We start from the raw sequence: 17919 nt of genomic DNA, 5'->3' as shown, positions 1-17919 counted from the left end.
GGGGAGTCAATGCCATGGGCCCAGTCGTGGAAGACGAAGCCAGTTCGCGCGATCATGTCGGCTCGCTGGAGCGCGGCCTTGCGGTGATGGAGATCCTCGCCCGCTACCCGGCCGGCATGACGCTGACCGAGATGGCGGAGGAGGCGGGCCTGACCCGCGCCGGCGCCCGCCGCTTTCTGCTGACGCTGGTCGCCACCGGCTACGCGACTCAGTCGGGCCGGTTGTTTTCACTGTCGCCGCGCCTGCTCACCGTCGCGCGGACCTGGCTCGGCGGCGCCTCGCTGTGGACCTTCGCGGCGCCGATCATGCGCGAGGTGGCCGCGCAATTCGACGAGGCCTGCAACGCCGCGGTGCTGTCGGGCGAGGATGTCGTCTATGTCGCGCGCATCCCCGGCCGCCGCATCCTCAGCGTGGCGCTGGACGTCGGCACAAGGCTGCCCGCCTACTGCACATCGATGGGTCGCGTGCTGCTCTCCGGCCTGAGCGCCGGTGAGATGAAGACCTTCCTCGCCGATGCAAAGATCGAGCGGCGGACGCCGAAGACGATCGTCAGGCGGGACTTGCTGGCCAAGGCGGTTCAACAGGCCGAGACGGACGGCTTCGCCATTGTCGACGAGGAACTGGAGCTCGGCCTGCGTTCGATAGCCGTACCGATCAGCGACCGTACCGGCCAGGTCGTCGCCGCCATCAACGTCTCGACGCAGTCGGCCCGCTTTTCGGTCGAGGCGATGGAGCGCGAGATCCTGCCTGGGCTGCGCAAGGCCAAGCAGCGGGTCGAGGAATTCTTCTTCGTCTGACTGGCGATCGTCGCCGCCAGTTGCCAATTGTCCGAGGTTGGCGCCGCCCCTCATCGCCCTGCCGGGCACTTCTCCCCGTATAGTGACGGGGAGAAGGGGCTGGCCACAACGACGGCCCTTTCTTGGCAACGCTGATGATTGGCGAAACCGGCAGGACAGCGCCCCTCTCCCCGTCACTATACGGGGAGAGGGGTCGGCAGGCAGGTGAGGGGCGGCGCGACGGTTGAAAATGGGAATGAGGCAGTCGCCTGAGGAGTTCGTTCCCTGCTCAAAGGCTTACCCGTTGACGCCGCCTTTCGAATGCACTATTGAACAGGACTATACAGGTTCACTGAACAGGTATCGATATGGCCCGTCGCGCGACGCAGATCACCCCCGGAACCGGCAAGCCCGAGCAGATCGCGACGGTTTTGGAGCACGAAATCCGCTCCGGGGTGCTCGGCTTCGGCGACCGCCTGCAGAGCGAGAACGAACTCGTCCAGCGCTTCTCCGTCAGCCGCAACACGGTCCGCAAAGGGCTCGAGGAATTGTCGAGCCGGGGCCTGATCACCACCAGGGTCGGCATCGGTTCCTTCGTCACCTTCGACGGCATGCCGGTCGACGATGCCGTCGGCTGGTCGCGCGCGCTTGCCAATGCCGGCGCCAATGCCGAGACGCGCACGCTGCGGCTCGAAGTCATCGAGGACGCGGACCTTGCCGCCAGGCTCGGCCTTGGCAATCCGGCCTTCATCGCCGTCGATCGCGTCCGCACCAATGCAAATGACGGCCATGCGATTTCGATCGAGCGCAGCCGCCTGCCGCTTTCGCCCGAGTTGGAAGACGTGCCGCTGCGCGGCCTGCGCGAAGGCTCGCTGCACCAGACGCTGCGCGGGGCAGGGCTGGTGCCCGACCATGGCGAGGAATGGGTCGACATCGAGATGCTGAGCGCGGCGGATGCCGCTATCCTCGATTGCGCGCCCGGCACGCCCTTCCTGCGCACCCGGCGCCTGACCCGCGCCGCCGACGGCCGCGCCATCGAATTCGTCACCAGCCTGCTCAACCCGGCGCATTTCGCCCTGCATCTGGAGTTTTGAGATGACGCCTGCGGCCGGGGCGATCGACCGCGCCATGGGCGCGCTGATCGGCGGCGCGCTTGGCGACGCGCTGGGCATGCCGACGCAGCTTCTGTCGCCGGCCCGGATCGCCGAACTTTACGGCCATGTCGAGGACTTCGTCGCGCCCGTCGACGATCATCCGGTGTCGAAGGGCCTTGCTGCCGGCACGATCACCGACGACACGGAACAGGCGCTGCTGCTTGGCCGCATTATGGTCGAGTCCGGCGACCGTTTCGACCACACGCGCTGGGTCAATGCGCTGCTCGACTGGGAGCGCGAGGTCAAGGCGCGCGGCAGCTACGACCTGCTCGGCCCGTCGACCAAGCGCGCCATCGACGCCATCAATGACGGCGTGCCGCCGGAGGAAGCCGGCAGCGCCGGCGATACCAATGGCGCGGCGATGCGCATCGCGCCGGTCGGCATCATGATGCCACCGGAGCCGCTCGACGCGCTGGTTGCGAAGGTCGCGGAAACCTGCCGGGCGACGCACAACACCTCGATCGCCATAGCTTCGGCGGCCGCGGTCGCTGCGGCGGTCAGCAGCGGAGTCTCAGGCGCCGACTGGCGCGCGGCTTCCGAGCGCGCCGTGACCGCGGCGCGGCTGGGGGCAACGCACGGGAATTGGGTCACCGGCGGCGATATCGCAGCGCGGATCGCCTGGGCGCAGGATCTCGTGCGCGGCAAGACTGAGAAAGAAGCGATCAGGCTGATCGTCGATCTGGTCGGCACCGGCGTCGCCAGCCAAGAATCGGTTCCGGCGGCGTTCGCCGTGCTGGAGGTCGCCGATGGCGATCCCTGGCGGGCGGCCGTCATCAGCGCCAATCTCGGCGGCGACACCGACACGATCGGCGCCATCGCCGCCGGCATGGCAGGCGCCTCAGCCGGACTGTCGCGCCTGCCGCAGCACCGCATCGCCAAGTTGCACGGCATCGATCTCGCCGAGGTTCGCGCGCTGGCAGACGATCTCGTCGCGGCACGCAAGGCAAAGATCCGCTCCGGCAAGGAGGCTGCCGCATGAGCGGACGGCTGGTCCATGTCGGCAGCGCCGTGGTGGACTATGTCTACCGCATCGACGCCTTGCCGGCGCCAGGCACCGAGAAGACCGCGTCGAGCTACGCGCGGGTCGCCGGTGGCGGCTTCAACATGATGGTGGCGGCGAGCCGCACCGGCATGAGGGTGGTGTTCGGCGGTCAGCTCGGCACCGGGCCCGACGGCGATTTCCTGCGCACGGCCTTTGCCGCCGAAGGCATCACGACGTTGACGCTGCCATCGCCGTTGATGGACAGCGGCAATTGCGTCGCCATGATCAGCGGCGATGCCGAACGGACCTTCGTCTCCTGGCCGGGGGCTGAGAGCTGGCTCACGCTCGACATGATGAAGCCGGTCCAAATCCTTTCGGGCGATTGGGTTTTCACCTCTGGCTACACGCTGAGCTATCCAGGAAGCCGAGATACGCTCACCGACTGGATCGAGGCGCTGCCTGCGGAAGTCCCCTTCGTCTTCGATCCGACGCCGGTGATAGCCGAGATCCCGCGCCCGATCCTGGACCGGGTTTTGGCGCGCACGACCTGGCTGAGCTGCAACACCAACGAGGCGGCCGAGATCGCCGGTTCGGGCGACGCGCAGACCGTCGCCATCCGGCTGCTCGCCGACCATTGCCAGAGAGCGGCGGGCGTCGTCATCCGCGCCGGCGCGCAGGGCTGCCTCGTACGGCTTGCCGATGGCCGGACGCAGGCGGTGCCGGGCTTTGACGTGGAAGCCATCGATACCAACGGCGCCGGCGATGCCCATATCGGCGCCTTCGTCAGCGGCCTGTCGCGCGGAATGCCGCCTTACGAAGCAGCGCGCTACGCCAACGCGGCGGCTGCGCTTTCCGTCACTCGTCATGGCGGATCGTCGGCGCCGACCGACGCCGAAATCCAGGAATTCCTTGCCCGGCGCGTTCAAACGGCGAGCGCTCAGGACCGGGAACAAGAGGCCACAACTTAACAAGCCCGCAAACCGGGCAAACAATGAGAGGAAAGAAACATGCGCATGCCCAGACTGACCGCTTTTCTGACGGCGACAGCCGTCTTCGCTTCAGCATTCACGCTTGCCGCCAATGCCGGCGAAGTGCATGTGCTCAACTGGAAGGGTTACGGCGCCGACGAGCCATGGGCGATCGCAGCCTTCGAGAAGGCGACCGGCAACAAGGTGGTCAACGACTTCTTCAACTCCGAACAGGAGATGCTGACCAAGCTCAGGACCAATCCCGGCCTTTACGACGTCGTCATGATCAATGCCGCCTTCAACGATCAGGCAATGGCCGGCAAGCTGATCCAGCCGATCGACGTGTCGAAGCTTGCCAACTACGCCGACATCAGCAAGGACAAGGCCGGCTCACCGATGCTCAACCATGACGGCAAGGTCTATGGCGTGCCGTGGGTCTGGGGGCTGACCGCCTTAGCGATCAACGAGAAGTCGTTCCCCAAGCCACCGACAAGCATCGCCGAAATGTGGGATCCAGCGCATAAGGGCCGCGTCATCATCCGCGACGATGCCGTCGAGGCGGTGCAGTTCGGCGCCATTGCCAGTGGCCAGAACATCAACGACATCAAGGATATGGAAGCGGTCAAGGCGAAGCTCACCTCGCTGATGCCGCAGATCAAGACGTTCTGGAGCTCGGAGAACGACTGGAACCAGATGGTCGCCTCCAACCAGATCGACATCGGCACCTACTGGAGCGGCTCGGCCGACCGCGCCAAGACGCATTTCAAGCTGCCAGTTTCGCTGGTCATCCCGCAGGAAGGCGCCGTCGCCTGGCTCGACGCCTTCTCGATCCCGGCCGGCTCCAAGAATGTCGAGGGCGCCGAAGCCTTCATCAACTACATGATCGACCCGAAATTCTACGTCGAATGGGTCACCAAGGTCGGCGCGCCGGTGTCGGCAAACACCAAGGCGGTCGAGGCGCTGCCTGAGGATGCCTTCAACCGCAAGGTCATGGGCGATCCGGAGGTCGCCAAGCGCATCCAGTTCCAGGCGCCGGTCACCGACGAGCAGCGCGAGAAGTACCTGGCGCTCTGGCAGGAGCTGAAGGTCAACGTGAAGTAGTCGGCGTCTTTCGGGGAGGAGAGGCATCCATGGCTGACCAGCATGCGATCGGTTCGCGGCGCGGGCTGAAGCCGGCCCTGCCGCTTCTCCTTCCGGCCTATCTGTGGCTGACGGTGGCGATCTTCCTGCCGCTGTCGGCCATGGTCTTCTTCTCGTTCATGACCGACCTGCCGCTGGCCGGGAGGGAATGGGCGTTCACACTCGACAATTACGCGGCCTTCTTCTCGCAGAGCCTCTATCTGACGCTTCTGCTTGCCTCGCTGCGGCTCGGCCTCGAGGTCACCCTTTGGTGCGTGGTGATCGGTTATCCGGCAGCCTATGTGCTGGCCAAGGTGCTGAAGGGACGCAGCCGCGAGGCGATCTTCCTGCTCGTCATCCTGCCGTTCTGGTCGAACGGGCTGGTGCGCATCTTCTCCTGGGCGATGGTGCTGCGCGAGGGCGGCATCCTCGACACGGCGCTCAACGCCGTGCTGCCGTTCAAGATCAACATCGATCTGATGTATTCCTATCCGGCCGTCATCATCGGCCTGGTGCACTCCTATGTGCCCTACATGGTGCTGACCTGCTACCTGACGCTGCAGGCGATCGACGATTCGCTGATCGAGGCCGGCCGCTCGCTCGGCGCGTCGCGGCGGCAGGTTCTTTGGCGCGTGATCATCCCGCTGTCGATGCCTGGCCTGATCGCCGGGGCAGCGCTGATCTTCGTGCCCGTCGTCGGCTCCTTCATGGAGCCGCGCATCCTCGGCGGCCGCACCGGTACCTTCTACGGCACCGTCATCGAGGACCAGTTCGTCGCGGTCTTCAACTGGCCGCTGGGCGCGGCGCTGTCCTTCATCCTGCTCGCCGTCGTGCTGGTGATCCTGGCGGTGGCGTCGCCGATGCTGAAAAGGGCCGCCTGATGGCGACGACGCGCATCCTCGAATGGCTTGGGCGCTGCTACATCGTGCTGCTGCTCGGCTTCCTCTATCTGCCGATCATCATCATGGCGCTGATGTCGTTCAACGCCTCGCCCTTCTACCAATTGCCGCTCGAGTGGACGACGGACTGGTATGCCTCGCTCTGGCAGAACGACCAGCTGATTGCGGCGACCTGGAACAGCATCGAGATCGCGGTGATCACCACCGTCATCGCGACCGTGCTCGGCTCGGCCGCCTCGCTGGCGCTCTACCGCTGCGACTTCCCGGGCAAGAAAGTCCTGCAGGCGCTGCTCTTCCCGCCGATCGCCATTCCGTGGCTGATCACCGGCACGGCGATGCTGATCTTCTTCTTCGGCATCGGCATCGGCCGCGGGCTGGTGGCGATCCTGCTCGGCCATGTCGCGCTGGCGCTGCCTTACGTCCTCGTGGTCGTGTCGGCCCGGCTGCAGACCTTCGCGCCCGAGCTGGAGGAGGCGGCGCGCTCGCTCGGCGCCAATCAGTGGCAAGTGACGAACCGCGTCACCTTGCCGTGGATCATGCCCGGCGTCATCGCCGGCGGGCTGTTCGCCTTCGCAGTGTCGTTCGACCAGTTCGTGGTTTCCTACTTCCTGTCGACGCCCGGCCAGACGACGCTGCCGGTCGAGATCTATGCCGCGATCCGCAAGGGCTTCACGCCCGAGATCAACGCGGTTTCCACCATCATCATCGTGGTCTCGATGGCGCTGATGCTGCTCACGGCGCGCTTCTTCAAATTCGGCGGAGAGAAATAATGGCAGGCGTTCAGGTCGCGAATGTCTCCCGCAGTTTCGGCGCGCACAGGGCGCTGGATAACGTCTCGATCGATTTTGCCGATGGCGGCTTCTATGCGCTGCTCGGGCCGTCGGGCAGCGGCAAGACCACCCTATTGCGGCAGATCGCCGGTTTCGATTTTCCCGACACCGGCCGCATCGCCATCGGCGGCGAAAGCGTCGAGCGCGTGCCGGTCGAGAAGCGGCGGATCGGCATGGTGTTCCAGAATTATGCGCTGTTTCCCAATATGAGCGTCGCCGACAACGTCGCCTTCGGCCTGTCGGTGCGCGGCGAGCCGAAGGCGTCGATCGCTGCCGAAGTGCAGCGCGCGCTCGACCTCGTGCAGCTCGGCAAGCTCGGCGGCCGTCGGCCGCACCAGCTCTCCGGCGGCCAGCGCCAGCGTGTGGCGTTGGCGCGCGCCATCGTCACCAAGCCGCGCGTGCTGTTGCTCGACGAGCCGCTCGGCGCGCTCGACAAGGCGCTGCGCGTCGACATGCAGATCGAGTTGAAGCGCATCCAGCGCGAGATCGGCATCACCACCATCTTCGTCACGCACGACCAGGAAGAGGCGCTGACGATGAGCGACCGCATCGGCATCCTGCGCGATGGCAGGCTGGTGCAGGAGGGGCCGCCGGAGGAGATCTACGACCGGCCGCAAAGCGAGTTCGCCGCGACCTTCCTCGGCGACGCCAACATCTTTCGCGGCGACGCGACCGGCAATGGGATCAGGCTGCCCGACGGCACGACGATCGCCGCTGCCTCTGGGCCTTCGCTGGCAGCCGGCGCCAGGGCGAGCTGCGCGGTGCGGCCGGAGCGGATCCAGATCTCGACCGGCGCGGCGAAGCCCGATGCGGACAATGCCAATACGCTCAAGGGACAGGTGTCCAAGCGTATCTTCGCCGGCAACAACAGCACCTATTTTGTCGACCGCGACGGCCAGACGCTGAAGGTGATCGTGCAGAACACCGGCGCCGAAAGGTTGGCTGAAGGTCAGCCGGTGGTGCTCAGCTGGTCGCCGGACAGTACTGTGCTGATCGCGGCGGGCTAATCGACGCCGTCGGGCGGTCATCTGAAGCGTGTCGCGCTGACGCCGATTCAAGAAACGCGGCTAACTCTTTGTTTTTCAGGCCCGCCAAGAGCCGTCGGCGAGCGCTGCGTAGAGCACGTTGGCGTTGGCCCCGAGCGGCCTGTCCTCCTTGAGCGCGGGGACATGCGTGCGGACAGAAGCGTGGATGACAGCGGTTGCCGGCGCCAGCGTGATCCCTTCACGCAGGTCAACGGCCTGGGCCGCCGCCATCAGTTCCATGGCGATCAGGCGTCGCCACAGTACGATCATGTCGGCGCATTTCGAAACCGCCAGAAGCGTTTGCGTGGCGTGATCCTCCACGCCTTCCGAGACCGGCAGGTAATCGAGCATCACGGGGTTGGCCTTATGGCGGATCGCGGCCAGGATCGCCGTAACGGTCTTCTGCAGAGGCACGAAGCCGGCGGAGGCGCCGCCGAGCGGCGACAGGTATTTGGGCAGGCTGTTGCGGCCCGAGCCGGTGAGCTGGATGAAGCGAGCGGCGCAAGCCCCCGCGCATTGCGCGATTGCCAGGCCAAGCGTCTCGAAGGCCAGCGCGAGTGACGCGGTGTGAAAGTTGCCGGTCGACAGCACTAACGCGTCTTCGACCAGCACCAGCGGATTGTCGGCGGCGGCGTTGAGCTCGATCTCGACCGCCAGCCTGGCATGATCGATCGCCTGGATCAGCGCCCCGTGGATCGAGGGCATGCAGCGGATCGACAGCGGATCCTGCAAGCTCGTCTGCGTCGTTTCATGATCGCGCGCGAGCAGGTCGCGCAGCGTCCTTGCCGCCAGCAATTGGCAGGCCGCGGGCCGCGCGACATGCAGGCGCGGATCGAGAATGGTGCGGTTGGCCGCAAGCGCTTCCATGGTCAGCGCGCCGGCCTGCTGCTGCTGTTCCATCGCCGACAGCGCGTCGACAAGTGCCAGTGCGCCGGCGCCGGTGGAGACCGCCGAAGCATTGATCAGCGACAAGCCGTCCTTCGGCGCCAGGCTGACCGGAGGGAGGCGCGCCATCATAAGCGCCTTGGCCGAAGGCATGCGCCGGCTTTGGTAGTCGGCGTCGCCTTCGCCGATCAGCGTGTGGGCGATCGCCGTCATCATCACCAGGTCGCCGGCGCCGATCGAGCCGAGCGCCGGCATCACCGGATGCACGCCCGCGTTCAGCATTTCGACCAGCGCGCTGAACACATGCGGCGACAGGCCCGAGCCGCCGGCTGAAAGCATGGCGATGCGGGCAAACATCGCTGCCCGCACGAGCTGGATGGGCAACGCGTCACCCACGGCGGCGCCGCGCCCATCGAGAAGCTGGCGCTGGAAGGCGCTGGCGTCGCCCTCGACTGCGGTGCCGAGATTGGCGCCGAGCCCGGTGTTCAGGCCGTAGATCTGCTGGCCGGCGGCGGCAGCTTCATCGAGGACTTTGCGCGCCTTGGCCAGGTGTTCCATGACGGAGGGCGTGACCTCCACCTTGGCCGCATTGCGCGCGGCAGCGGCGACATCCTCCATGCTGACGCCGGCGCCGGTGAGGACGAGCGGGGTCATGCGAAACGCAGCCTCTGGCCGACGCCTTGCGTGCCGGCCTTGGCCAGCATCGCCTTGCCGAGCGCGATGTCTGAGAGCGACAGGCCGCGATGCCAGAACAGGATGGTCTCGTCGTCGCCCTGGCGGCCAGGCTTCAGGCCGGCGGCGATCTGGCCGAGTTCGGCATGCAACGTCGCCTCGCTCAGCCGCCCGGTTTCGACATGGGCGCGCAGCGAGCCGAACTTGCCGCTCTTGCACTGGCCCCAATCGTCGACGACAATCTTGCCCATGATGTCGGTCAAGGACAGCTCCACCGCGCTCATCGTGCCATAGGGCACCACCAGCGCGCCCGGCTTGATCCATTCGGTCTTGAGCAGCGGCTGCGGTTCGTTGAGCCGCGAGGCCTCGACGACGATGTCGGCTCCGTGGACGCAGCTTTTCCAGTCGGCGACCGCGGTGACTTTCTTGCCGAGGTCGGCCGACAGTTTCGCCGCGAAAGCATCGCGGCTTTCCGGCCGGCGCGAATGGACGCGGATCTCGTCGAAGTCGAAGAGATGGTCGAGCAGGCGGACGTTCCAGTAGGCGGTGCCGCGCGCGCCGATATGGCCGAGCACCTTGGATGTCTTCTTCGCCAGGTGCTTGGCGCCGATGGCGGTGACGGCGCCGGTGCGCATGTCGGTGATGACGGTGGCGTCGAGGATGGCGCGCGGCGTGCCGGTGCGTGGATCGAACAAATTGAGGATGCCGAATTCCGAAGGCAGGCCGTGCAGATAGTTGTCGACGTAGTCGCCGACGATCTTGACGCCGGCGGCGTCGAGCGGCGCCACGTAGCCGCGCAAGACATTGAAATGGCCGTGGAATGACGGGTCCGGCTCGAGATGGACGCGCGGTTCGATCACCGTCTGGCCCTTGCCTTGCGCGACAAGGCCGGCCTCGACCGCGCCGATGATCTCGGCATCGGTCATCGCCAGCGCTTCGATATCGAGAGCGTTGAGATAGTCGATATAGATGGGCTTCATCCCATTTCCCCTCTTAGGCCCACTTTCCCATAACAGGCGGCGAGGCACCACAAAAGTTTGTTGGATAACCACTGGACTAGGCTGGTCCAATGCTGTTCAAACCAGGTCCGTCATGAGCAGCATCCCCGACAATCCGATGTTGTCCCAGCCGTCGACAGCCATGCCGGCGCGCCAGGCACGGCGCGTGGCGCTGATCGTCGCCGTCGCCTTCTTCATGCAGCTCCTGGATTCGACGATCATCTCGACGTCGCTGCCGCAAATGGGCCAGTCCTTCGGCGTGCCGGCGGTGGCGATGAGCATCGGCATCACCGTTTACATGCTGGCCATGGCCGTGTTCGTGCCGCTGTCCGGCTGGCTTGCCGACCGTTTCGGCGCGCGCAACGTCTTCCTGGTCGCCATCGCCCTGTTCACCCTGGCCTCGATCGCCTGCGGCTTCTCACATAACCTTTCGCAATTTGTCGCCGCCCGCGTCGTGCAGGGTCTTGGCAGCGCGCTGATGACGCCGGTCGGCCGCATCCTGGTGCTGCGCAATGCGTCGAAGTCGGAGCTGATCGCCGCCACCGCGCTGATCACCTGGCCGGCGCTGTTCGCGCCGGTGGTCGGACCGGTGCTTGGCGGCTTCATCACCACCTATCTCTCCTGGCACTGGAATTTCTTCATCAACATCCCGCTCGGCCTGGCCGGCCTGCTGCTGGTCGCCCGCTTCGTTCCGGGCGACCGCGAAGCCGAGACCAGGCCGCTCGACTGGCCGGGGTTCGTGCTCACCTCGCTCGGGCTCGCCGCGATGCTCTACGGGCTGGAGCGCATCGCGCATCCTGAGGACGGCGTCTTGCCGACCGTGGCGCTGATTGCCGCCGGCGTGCTGATCGGCTGGCTGGCGGTGCGGCACCTCGCGCGCACGCCGCATCCGCTGCTCGACCTCAGGGCGTTCAAGGTCCTGACCTTCGCCATCTCGACGCTGTCGGCCGGAACGATTTTCCGAGTGTCGATCAATGCCACCCCGTTCCTGCTGCCGCTGCTGTTCCAGGTCGGCTTCGGCTTGCGGCCGGTCGATGCCGGCTTGCTCGTCCTGGCCTATTTCCTCGGCAATCTCGGCATGAAGGCGGTGACGACGCCGACGCTGAGGCGTTTCGGCTTCCGTAGCGTGCTGGTCGTCAACGGCCTGATCGCCTCGCTCGCGGTGATGGCCTGCGCGGCGATCTCGCCTGAAACGCCGCAGGCGCTGGTGGTGGCGCTGATGCTGGTCGCCGGCCTGTCGCGTTCGATGCAGTTCACCGCGCTCAACACGCTGGCTTTCGCCGATATCTCGGGCGCGCAGCGCAGTTCGGCGGCGACGCTGTCCAGCATGCTGCAGCAGATATCGATGCTGTTCGGCGTGGCGGTCGCGGCGGCGGTCCTCAATCTGTCGCAGATCGCGAGGGGCGGGGCAGCACTCGATCTGATCGATTTCCGCATCGCCTTCCTGGTGGTCGGCGGAATCGGCCTTGCGGCCGCCTTCCGCTTCCTGGTGCTGCCGCCGGCGGCGGGCGCCGAGGTTTCAGGCCATTCGCCGCGGAATTGACATTCGGATTTTGGGCCGATCGCCGAGATAAACTTCGCTCCGCCTTTGGTCGCGCCCTCATCTCTCACGTCGGTCGATAAACCCTTTCAGCAGTGTTCCAGAAGATATCCGCCTGCGCCCCCGCGCCGTGCCTGGCCACCGCCGCGCGGTGCGCCTTGATCAGCTCGGCGTGGCTGGTCCACAGCTTCTCGATCGGGAAGTTCGAGCCGAACATCAGATGGTCCGAGCCGAGGATATCGATCGCGTTGTCGACGATGTAGGCGATCAGCGCCGGATCGTTGCGGTGGACGAAGGTGCCCAGGCCGGACAGCTTGGCGTAGACATTGGGCGCGGCGGAGAGCGTGCGCAGGCCGGTCTTCCATGCCTCGGTGGTTTCCGGTTCCATGCCGGTCAGCATGCCGGCATGGGTGAGGATGAAGTTGGTCTGAAGGTTCTCGCCGACCAGCGTCAGGCCGTCCTTCATCTGCGCCGGGAAAAGCTGGAGGTCGAAGGACAGGCCGTAGTCCTTCAGCCGCGCCACATTCTTCCGCACTGTGGGATCGATGACCTGGTCTGCCGAGGCGGCGAAGCGGAAAGCCGGCGTCTCGTGCCAGTGCAACTGCATGCGCACGCCGCGCAGCAGCTTGTATTTCATTAACCGGTCGATCTGCGGCCGGACATCGTCGACGGTCATGTCGGTATAGCCGACGATGGCGTGCGGCCAGCCGGTTTCGTCGGCGGTCTTCTGCAGGAAGGCGACTTCCTTCTCGAAATCCTCCTTGGCCCAGTTGGTCTGGACATAGACGGTCTTTTCGACGCCAGACCCCCTCTGGTCTTCGAGGAATTCCTCGATTGGATAGTCGCGGCGGATCGGCTCGTAGGGGCCGAAGATGCGCGGCACCATCGGTCCGACCAGCCAGGGCTGGTCCTTCTGGCGCCAGATGTGGAAATGCGAGTCGATCGCCTTCTGCATCACGATACCCTTTTCCAGATGGCCTCGGCCGACGGAGCGGGCCGGGCGAGCGACAGGATGAAATCCGTGAGGCTCTTCAGCGACGAGCCGTCGACCAGATCGTCGAGCACCGGCAGGATGGCGCGCAGCGCCGCCGTCGCCGGCCGGAAACGCGGATCGCCGGCGAGCGGCGTCGCCAGCGACAATCGGAAGGCGCGGGCGCTCAGGCGGCGCATCGCGGTCTCGAGATCGGCGTGGTCGCCACGCTCCAGCGCATCCGAAAGGATGACCACCGCCGCGCCGCGGGCGAAGGCGGAAAACCGTGGCACCGAAAGGAAGGCGAGCAGCGTCGGCCCCATGCGAGTGCCGCCGTCCCAGTCGTCGACCAAAACCGCCGCCCGGGCGAGCGCCTGGTCGCGATCGCGGATACGCAGCGCCGAGGTGATGCGCGTGAGCCTCGTGCCGAAGGTGAAGACTTCGGCACGGTCGGCGCTCTGCACGGCGGCGTGCGCCAACTTCAGGTAATCGGAGGTGTGGAGCTTCATCGAGCCGGAGACGTCGATGAGCAGGAGCAGCTTGCGCGGCACGGTCTGACGGCGGCGGAGCTGCGGCGAAGGAATGTCGCCGTCGGCGCTGACGATTTCGCTGAGCGAACGCCTGAGATCGAGCGTGCCGCGCGAGCGGGTGCGGATGGTGCGGAAGGAGCGACGGGCGGGCAGGGCGGAGGCGACCCTGCGGCGGAATGCGCCAAGACCGTCGGCGTCGCGCTGGAAATCGCGGCTGCTCAACTGCTCGCGCGCCGAGGACAGCTCGCCGCCCTTCTCCTGGCGAGGGTCCTGGCTTTCTTCCTCGCGGGTGCCACGATCGTCCTTGATGCGGGTTTCCTCGTCTTCTTCGCCTGCGATCGAGGGTCTGGCGTCGGCGTAGAAATGGGCGCGGAAATGCGCCTCGAATTCGATGCGACGGTCGGGCGAAGGCGCGAGCGTCGCCAGCGCGGCCTCGCGGATGTCGGACATGGAACGAGGACCGAGGAGGGTAACCGCTTGCATGAAGCTGGTAGTCTGCTCCGGTGCGATGGCGAAGGCATGACGGCGCAACAGGCGGGCAAAGCCAAGGAAGGGCGCGGCGGCGCGGGGCAAGCTTTCCTCGCCCCGTTCACGGGGAGAGGATGCCGGCAGGCAGGTGAGGGGCAGCGCCATCGTCTGCCCATGTTGGCGCCGCCCCTCATCCGCCCCTTCGGGGCACCTTCTCCCCGTGAACGGGGAGAAGGGATTGTTGAGGTCGCGGCTCACGCCAGTGACTCCTCGACGATCCTCCCAAGTTCCGGCGCGATCGCGGACAGATCCTCCTCGTCCTTGATCAGCAAGCCGATGGCGCGGCGAAAGGCTTCCGGCCACGGGTTGCCGCCCTTTTCGAGAATGGTGGCGGCATTCGCCCATTCCACCGCCTCGGCGATGCCCGGCGGCTTTGCCAGCGGACGGGCGCGGATCTGCTGCACGGCATTGGCCACCGCGCGCGCCGTAGCCTCGGCGACATCGCCCGCGCGCAGCATGATGATCTCGGCTTCGCGCGCGGCGTCGGGATAGCCGATCCAGTGGTAGACGCAGCGCCGGCGCAGCGCCTCGGCCAACTCGCGGGTGCGGTTGGAGGTCAGGATGACAATCGGCTGCGTTGCGGCGCGGATCGTGCCGCGTTCCGGGATGCTGATCTGGAAATCGGAGAGGAATTCAAGCAGCAGGGCTTCAAACTCATGGTCGGAGCGGTCGATCTCGTCGACGAGAAGCACACGATGCTCAGGCGCGCGCAGCACCTGCAGCAGCGGCCGCGCGATCAGGAAGCGGTCGTCATAGATGTCGATTTCGTGCTCGCCGGCATGGCGGATGGCGAGCAGCTGGCGCTGGTAGTTCCATTCATAGAGCGCATGCGCGGCGTCGATGCCTTCATAGCATTGCAGGCGCACCAGCTCGCGGCCGAGCAGTTCGGCCACTGCCTTGGCGGCTTCGGTCTTGCCGACGCCCGGCGCGCCTTCGAGCAGCAGCGGTTTTCCCAGCCGGATCGCCAGGAAGATTGCGGTCGCCAGGCCGTCGTCGGCGAGATAGCGCGAGGCGGCAAGGCGCGCCGCCACCGCTTCCGGCGAAGCCGCGATCTGTTCGGCGTCGGCGCGGGTCATTGTCGGCTCAACCCGCGGCTTGCGCCTTCAGCGCGCGCAGGATGCGCTCGGGCGTGATCGGTAAAGTGTCGATGCGCACGCCAACGGCGTCGAAGACGGCATTGGCGACCGCCGGGATCTGCGGGTTGGCGCACATCTCGCCCGGCCCCTTGGCGCCGAACGGACCGTCCGCTGACGGCCGTTCCAGCACGATGATCTCGGTCTCGGCGAGATCGCCGGGCCCCGGCATCAGATATTGGTTGAAGTCGGTGCCGCCATGGTCGCGGTTCGGATAGTAGGGCTCGGTCGTCTCGTAGAGCGCGTGGCTGATGCCCATCCAGGAACCACCGACGAGCTGCTGCTCGACCATCTTGGGGTTCAGCGCGCGGCCGATCTCGAAGACGTTCTTGACGTTGAGCACCGTCACCTCGCCGGTTTCGTCGTCGACCTCGACCTCGGCCACCGTACAGGCATGCGCGTAGCAGGTCGACGGCTTCATCGCGCCGGTCTCCTTCTCCGGATAGGAGCGCGGGATCAAAAACATGCCGCGGCCGGAGATCGAGCGGCCGCGCTTGAAATGCGCCGACAGCGCGACGTCGAAGATCGAGATCGATTTCTGCGGCGCGCCCTTCACCAATATGTTGCCCTGGCCGTCGGTCTCGAGGTCCGAGGCGTTGACTTCCAGCTCTTCCGCCGCCACTTCCAGCATCACCTGGCGGGCTTCCCTAGCCGCCTGAATGACGGCGTTGCCGGCGCGGTGCGTGCCGCGCGAGGCGAAGGTGCCCATGCAGTGCGGGCCGGTGTCGGTGTCGGCGGTGTCGACGATGACGCGGTCGGTCGGCACGCCGATGGTCTCGGCGCAGATCTGCGCCATGATCTGCTTCATGCCCTGGCCGAGGTCGACGCTGGAGAGCGTGACCATGAAATTGCCGGTCGGGGTCGAATGGACCAGCGCCTGGGTGGGGTCGCCACCGAGGTTCATGCCGGTCGGATAGTTGATCGCGGCGACGCCGCGTCCGCGCCGGATCGCCATCTCAGCCTCCCTTCCTGTAGGACGACATCGCCATGAATTTCTCCGCCACAGGCCAGTTGGCGGCGCGCGAGGCTTCCTGCATGCACTCGATCAGCGCCGCGCCCTCGGTCGGCTGGCGATGCGCCTTCATGTCGCCGTCGCGGTAGGCGTTGATGAAGCGGAACTCGAGCGGGTCCATGCCGATCAGCCGCGCCAGCTTGTCCATCTGCACCTCCAGCGCGAAGTCGCCGATGGTGACGCCGAAGCCGCGCATGGCGGAGGAGGGGGTGCGGTTGGTGTAGACGCAATAGGTGTCGATCCAAACATTTGGGATCGTGTAGGGCCCTGGATAGTGCGCCGCACCCTTCTGCGCGCCATAGGGCGAATGGCGCGAATAGGCGCCGGCGTCGGTGTAGCCGGTCACCTTGCGGGCGACGATGCGGCCGTCGTTCATGACGCCGTCCTTGATCACCACCTTTTCGGCCGCGCGGGGCGACGAAATCTGCATCTCCTCCTCGCGGCTGTAGATGAAACAGACCGGTCGCCCGGTTAATTTTGCGCCGAGGATGGCGATCGGCTCGACGATGACGTCGACCTTGCCGCCGAAACCGCCGCCGACGGTGCCGCCGACGAAATGCAGCTTCGAGCCCGGCATCTGCAGGATGATCGAGGCGTTGTCGAGGGTGAAGAACATCGCCTGCGTGTTGGTGTAGCAGGTGAAGCGGTCGTTGCCCTCGGGTGCTACCACACAGCCGGTCGTCTCGGTCGGCGCATGCTCGATCGGCGAGGACTGGTAGGTTTGCTCGAGGATGTGGTCGGCCTCGGCAAAGCCCGCCTCGACATCGCCGAAGCGGACCTTGCGGCACTCGCCGCTGTCATACAGGTAGTGGTTCTGGCCGTGGTATTCGTTGACGAGCGGCGCGCCGGGCTTCAGCGCTTCCTCCATGTCGAAGACGGCGGGCAGCACCTCGTAGTCGACCTTGACCTTGGCCGCTGCCTCCTGCGCCGCGCGCTCGGTCTCGGCCAGCACCGCCACCACCGCCTCGCCCTTCCAGCGCACCTTGCCGTCGGCGAGCACTGTTTCGTCCTCCGGCCCGATCTGGATCAGGATCAGGATGGTGTAGACATTGTGCGGCACGTCCTTGGCCGTCAGCACCTTCACCACGCCGGGGTGCTTCTCGGCTTCCGAGGTGTCGATCGCGCGGATGCGGGCGTGATGGTGCGGGCTGCGCACCATCTTCAAATGCAACATGCCCGGAAAATTGCGGTCGGCGAAATAGGCGGTCTTGCCGGTGACATGGCCGGGCGAATCGAGCCGCGGCCTCGGCTGTCCGATCTCGTTGAGGCCGTCCTTGCGCTGATCGGCGAAATAGCTCTTGCGCAGTTCCATTCTCTTGGTCCCCTCAGGCCACGTTCTGCGAATTGGAACGCGCGGCACTCAGCACCGCCTGGATGATCGGCTCATAGCCGGTGCAGCGGCAGATGTTGCCGGACAGCGCCTCGACCACCTCTTCGCGGCTGGGACTGGGCGTGCGGTCGAGCAACACCTTGGCGGCCATGATCATGCCCGGCGTGCAGAAGCCGCATTGGGTGGCGAAGGCATCGAGGAAGGCGCGCTGCAGCGGATGCAGCACGCCGCCCTCGGCGAGACCTGCCGTGGTCCTGATGACGGCGCCGTTGCAGGTCTCGGCCAGCGTCAGGCAGGAGAGCCTCAGCTCACCGTCGACGATGACCGAGCAGGCGCCGCAGGTGCCCTGGTGGCAGCCGCCTTTCGGCGAGGTGTCGCCGATCTTGTCGCGGAGCGCGTGGAGCAGCGTCGTGCCGCTGTCGATGAACTCGGCTTTTTCCGAGCCATTGAGCGTGAACTGGACCGGGACCTTCGCCATGTCTTTCCTCCCAGCGCGCCTGCCCGGATATCCGGACAGACGCGCGCCCCCGACGTGTGAGACTTCCTGCCTGTCGCAATTCCAAAGCCG

The 17919-nt window shown here is 66.1% G+C and carries 17 protein-coding genes; 9 read left to right on the top strand and 8 right to left on the bottom strand.

The features are described from left to right. Positions 1-26: 26 nt before the first annotated feature. The 8 genes from EN846_RS14710 (at position 27) to EN846_RS14670 (ending at position 7735) form a co-directional block, all read left to right on the top strand. On the top strand, positions 27-797 hold the full coding sequence (locus EN846_RS14710; protein WP_127390980.1) for an IclR family transcriptional regulator C-terminal domain-containing protein: 771 nt from the start codon (positions 27-29) through the stop codon (positions 795-797). A gap of 347 nt (positions 798-1144) precedes the next feature. Further along, complete coding sequence (locus tag EN846_RS14700; RefSeq protein ID WP_127310483.1) at positions 1145-1870, top strand: GntR family transcriptional regulator; 726 nt, start codon at positions 1145-1147, stop codon at positions 1868-1870. A 1-nt stretch (position 1871) separates the two neighbouring features. Beyond that, positions 1872-2909, top strand: a complete 1038-nt coding sequence (locus EN846_RS14695) for an ADP-ribosylglycohydrolase family protein (RefSeq protein ID WP_127390966.1) — start codon at positions 1872-1874, stop codon at positions 2907-2909. Continuing rightward, the gene (locus EN846_RS14690; protein ID WP_127310481.1) at positions 2906-3880 is read left to right on the top strand and encodes a PfkB family carbohydrate kinase; all 975 of its coding nucleotides are present in this window, start codon (positions 2906-2908) and stop codon (positions 3878-3880) included. Before EN846_RS14695 ends, EN846_RS14690 begins: the two co-directional genes overlap by 4 nt. A gap of 39 nt (positions 3881-3919) precedes the next feature. Next, a complete protein-coding gene (locus EN846_RS14685) occupies positions 3920-4981 on the top strand; it encodes an ABC transporter substrate-binding protein (protein WP_127310480.1) in 1062 nt (353 codons plus the stop codon). Between the two features lie 29 nt (positions 4982-5010). Then, the gene (locus EN846_RS14680) at positions 5011-5880 is read left to right on the top strand and encodes an ABC transporter permease (protein ID WP_127310479.1); all 870 of its coding nucleotides are present in this window, start codon (positions 5011-5013) and stop codon (positions 5878-5880) included. After that, entirely contained in the window at positions 5880-6668 is a 789-nt protein-coding gene (locus EN846_RS14675; RefSeq protein WP_127390967.1) for an ABC transporter permease, read from the top strand. The genes EN846_RS14680 and EN846_RS14675 overlap by 1 nt, the downstream gene beginning before the upstream one ends. Next, positions 6668-7735: an ABC transporter ATP-binding protein gene (locus EN846_RS14670; protein WP_127390968.1), complete on the top strand. Its 1068-nt coding sequence runs from the start codon at positions 6668-6670 to the stop codon at positions 7733-7735. The genes EN846_RS14675 and EN846_RS14670 overlap by 1 nt, the downstream gene beginning before the upstream one ends. A gap of 75 nt (positions 7736-7810) precedes the next feature. Here the strand turns inward: EN846_RS14670 and hutH are convergent, their stop codons facing one another. Beyond that, positions 7811-9292 carry a histidine ammonia-lyase gene (hutH, locus tag EN846_RS14665; RefSeq protein WP_127390969.1) on the bottom strand — a complete coding sequence of 494 codons (1482 nt, stop codon included), beginning with the start codon at positions 9290-9292 and terminating at the stop codon, positions 7811-7813. Then, complete coding sequence (locus EN846_RS14660; RefSeq protein ID WP_127390970.1) at positions 9289-10290, bottom strand: ornithine cyclodeaminase family protein; 1002 nt, start codon at positions 10288-10290, stop codon at positions 9289-9291. The genes hutH and EN846_RS14660 overlap by 4 nt, the downstream gene beginning before the upstream one ends. Before the next feature lie 112 nt (positions 10291-10402). On the opposite strand from EN846_RS14660, the gene EN846_RS14655 reads away from it, so the two are divergent. Further along, positions 10403-11851, top strand: a complete 1449-nt coding sequence (locus EN846_RS14655) for a DHA2 family efflux MFS transporter permease subunit (protein WP_127390971.1) — start codon at positions 10403-10405, stop codon at positions 11849-11851. 64 nt (positions 11852-11915) lie between these two features. On the opposite strand, the gene EN846_RS14650 is transcribed toward EN846_RS14655, so the two are convergent. From EN846_RS14650 to EN846_RS14625, 6 genes are all read right to left on the bottom strand, one after another. Beyond that, positions 11916-12803 (bottom strand): amidohydrolase, encoded by an 888-nt coding sequence (locus tag EN846_RS14650; RefSeq protein ID WP_187331267.1) that lies wholly within the window; start codon positions 12801-12803, stop codon positions 11916-11918. Next, complete coding sequence (locus EN846_RS14645) at positions 12803-13981, bottom strand: VWA domain-containing protein (RefSeq protein ID WP_127390973.1); 1179 nt, start codon at positions 13979-13981, stop codon at positions 12803-12805. Before EN846_RS14645 ends, EN846_RS14650 begins: the two co-directional genes overlap by 1 nt. Positions 13982-14070: 89 nt before the next feature. After that, positions 14071-14952, bottom strand: a complete 882-nt coding sequence (locus EN846_RS14640) for a MoxR family ATPase (protein ID WP_127390974.1) — start codon at positions 14950-14952, stop codon at positions 14071-14073. Positions 14953-14959: 7 nt separating this feature from the next. Continuing rightward, positions 14960-15964 (bottom strand): molybdopterin cofactor-binding domain-containing protein, encoded by a 1005-nt coding sequence (locus EN846_RS36400; RefSeq protein ID WP_127390975.1) that lies wholly within the window; start codon positions 15962-15964, stop codon positions 14960-14962. 1 nt (position 15965) lies between these two features. After that, the gene (locus tag EN846_RS36395) at positions 15966-17333 is read right to left on the bottom strand and encodes a xanthine dehydrogenase family protein molybdopterin-binding subunit (RefSeq protein ID WP_127390976.1); all 1368 of its coding nucleotides are present in this window, start codon (positions 17331-17333) and stop codon (positions 15966-15968) included. A gap of 13 nt (positions 17334-17346) precedes the next feature. Continuing rightward, a complete protein-coding gene (locus EN846_RS14625) occupies positions 17347-17829 on the bottom strand; it encodes a (2Fe-2S)-binding protein (RefSeq protein ID WP_127390977.1) in 483 nt (160 codons plus the stop codon). Between the last annotated feature and the right edge of the window lie 90 nt (positions 17830-17919).

It is taken from the genome of Mesorhizobium sp. M4B.F.Ca.ET.203.01.1.1 (assembly GCF_004791025.1).
In the GTDB taxonomy this organism is placed as follows: domain Bacteria; phylum Pseudomonadota; class Alphaproteobacteria; order Rhizobiales; family Rhizobiaceae; genus Mesorhizobium; species Mesorhizobium abyssinicae.
Note: the sequence above shows the minus strand (reverse complement) of the source record. Positions and strands in the feature narration are given on the sequence as shown.

Excerpts from the sequence above, each read along its gene's own strand:
- EN846_RS14700 (WP_127310483.1), top strand. The coding sequence starts at position 1,145 with ATGGCCCGTCGCGCGACGCAGATCACCCCCGGAACCGGCAAGCCCGAG.
- EN846_RS14695 (WP_127390966.1), top strand. The coding sequence starts at position 1,872 with ATGACGCCTGCGGCCGGGGCGATCGACCGCGCCATGGGCGCGCTGATC.
- EN846_RS14690 (WP_127310481.1), top strand. The coding sequence starts at position 2,906 with ATGAGCGGACGGCTGGTCCATGTCGGCAGCGCCGTGGTGGACTATGTC.
- EN846_RS14685 (WP_127310480.1), top strand. The coding sequence starts at position 3,920 with ATGCGCATGCCCAGACTGACCGCTTTTCTGACGGCGACAGCCGTCTTC.
- EN846_RS14680 (WP_127310479.1), top strand. The coding sequence starts at position 5,011 with ATGGCTGACCAGCATGCGATCGGTTCGCGGCGCGGGCTGAAGCCGGCC.
- EN846_RS14675 (WP_127390967.1), top strand. The coding sequence starts at position 5,880 with ATGGCGACGACGCGCATCCTCGAATGGCTTGGGCGCTGCTACATCGTG.
- EN846_RS14670 (WP_127390968.1), top strand. The coding sequence starts at position 6,668 with ATGGCAGGCGTTCAGGTCGCGAATGTCTCCCGCAGTTTCGGCGCGCAC.
- hutH (WP_127390969.1), bottom strand. The coding sequence starts at position 9,292 with ATGACCCCGCTCGTCCTCACCGGCGCCGGCGTCAGCATGGAGGATGTC.
- EN846_RS14660 (WP_127390970.1), bottom strand. The coding sequence starts at position 10,290 with ATGAAGCCCATCTATATCGACTATCTCAACGCTCTCGATATCGAAGCG.
- EN846_RS14655 (WP_127390971.1), top strand. The coding sequence starts at position 10,403 with ATGAGCAGCATCCCCGACAATCCGATGTTGTCCCAGCCGTCGACAGCC.
- EN846_RS14650 (WP_187331267.1), bottom strand. The coding sequence starts at position 12,803 with ATGCAGAAGGCGATCGACTCGCATTTCCACATCTGGCGCCAGAAGGAC.
- EN846_RS14645 (WP_127390973.1), bottom strand. The coding sequence starts at position 13,981 with ATGGCGCTGCCCCTCACCTGCCTGCCGGCATCCTCTCCCCGTGAACGG.
- EN846_RS14640 (WP_127390974.1), bottom strand. The coding sequence starts at position 14,952 with ATGACCCGCGCCGACGCCGAACAGATCGCGGCTTCGCCGGAAGCGGTG.
- EN846_RS36400 (WP_127390975.1), bottom strand. The coding sequence starts at position 15,964 with ATGGCGATCCGGCGCGGACGCGGCGTCGCCGCGATCAACTATCCGACC.
- EN846_RS36395 (WP_127390976.1), bottom strand. The coding sequence starts at position 17,333 with ATGGAACTGCGCAAGAGCTATTTCGCCGATCAGCGCAAGGACGGCCTC.
- EN846_RS14625 (WP_127390977.1), bottom strand. The coding sequence starts at position 17,829 with ATGGCGAAGGTCCCGGTCCAGTTCACGCTCAATGGCTCGGAAAAAGCC.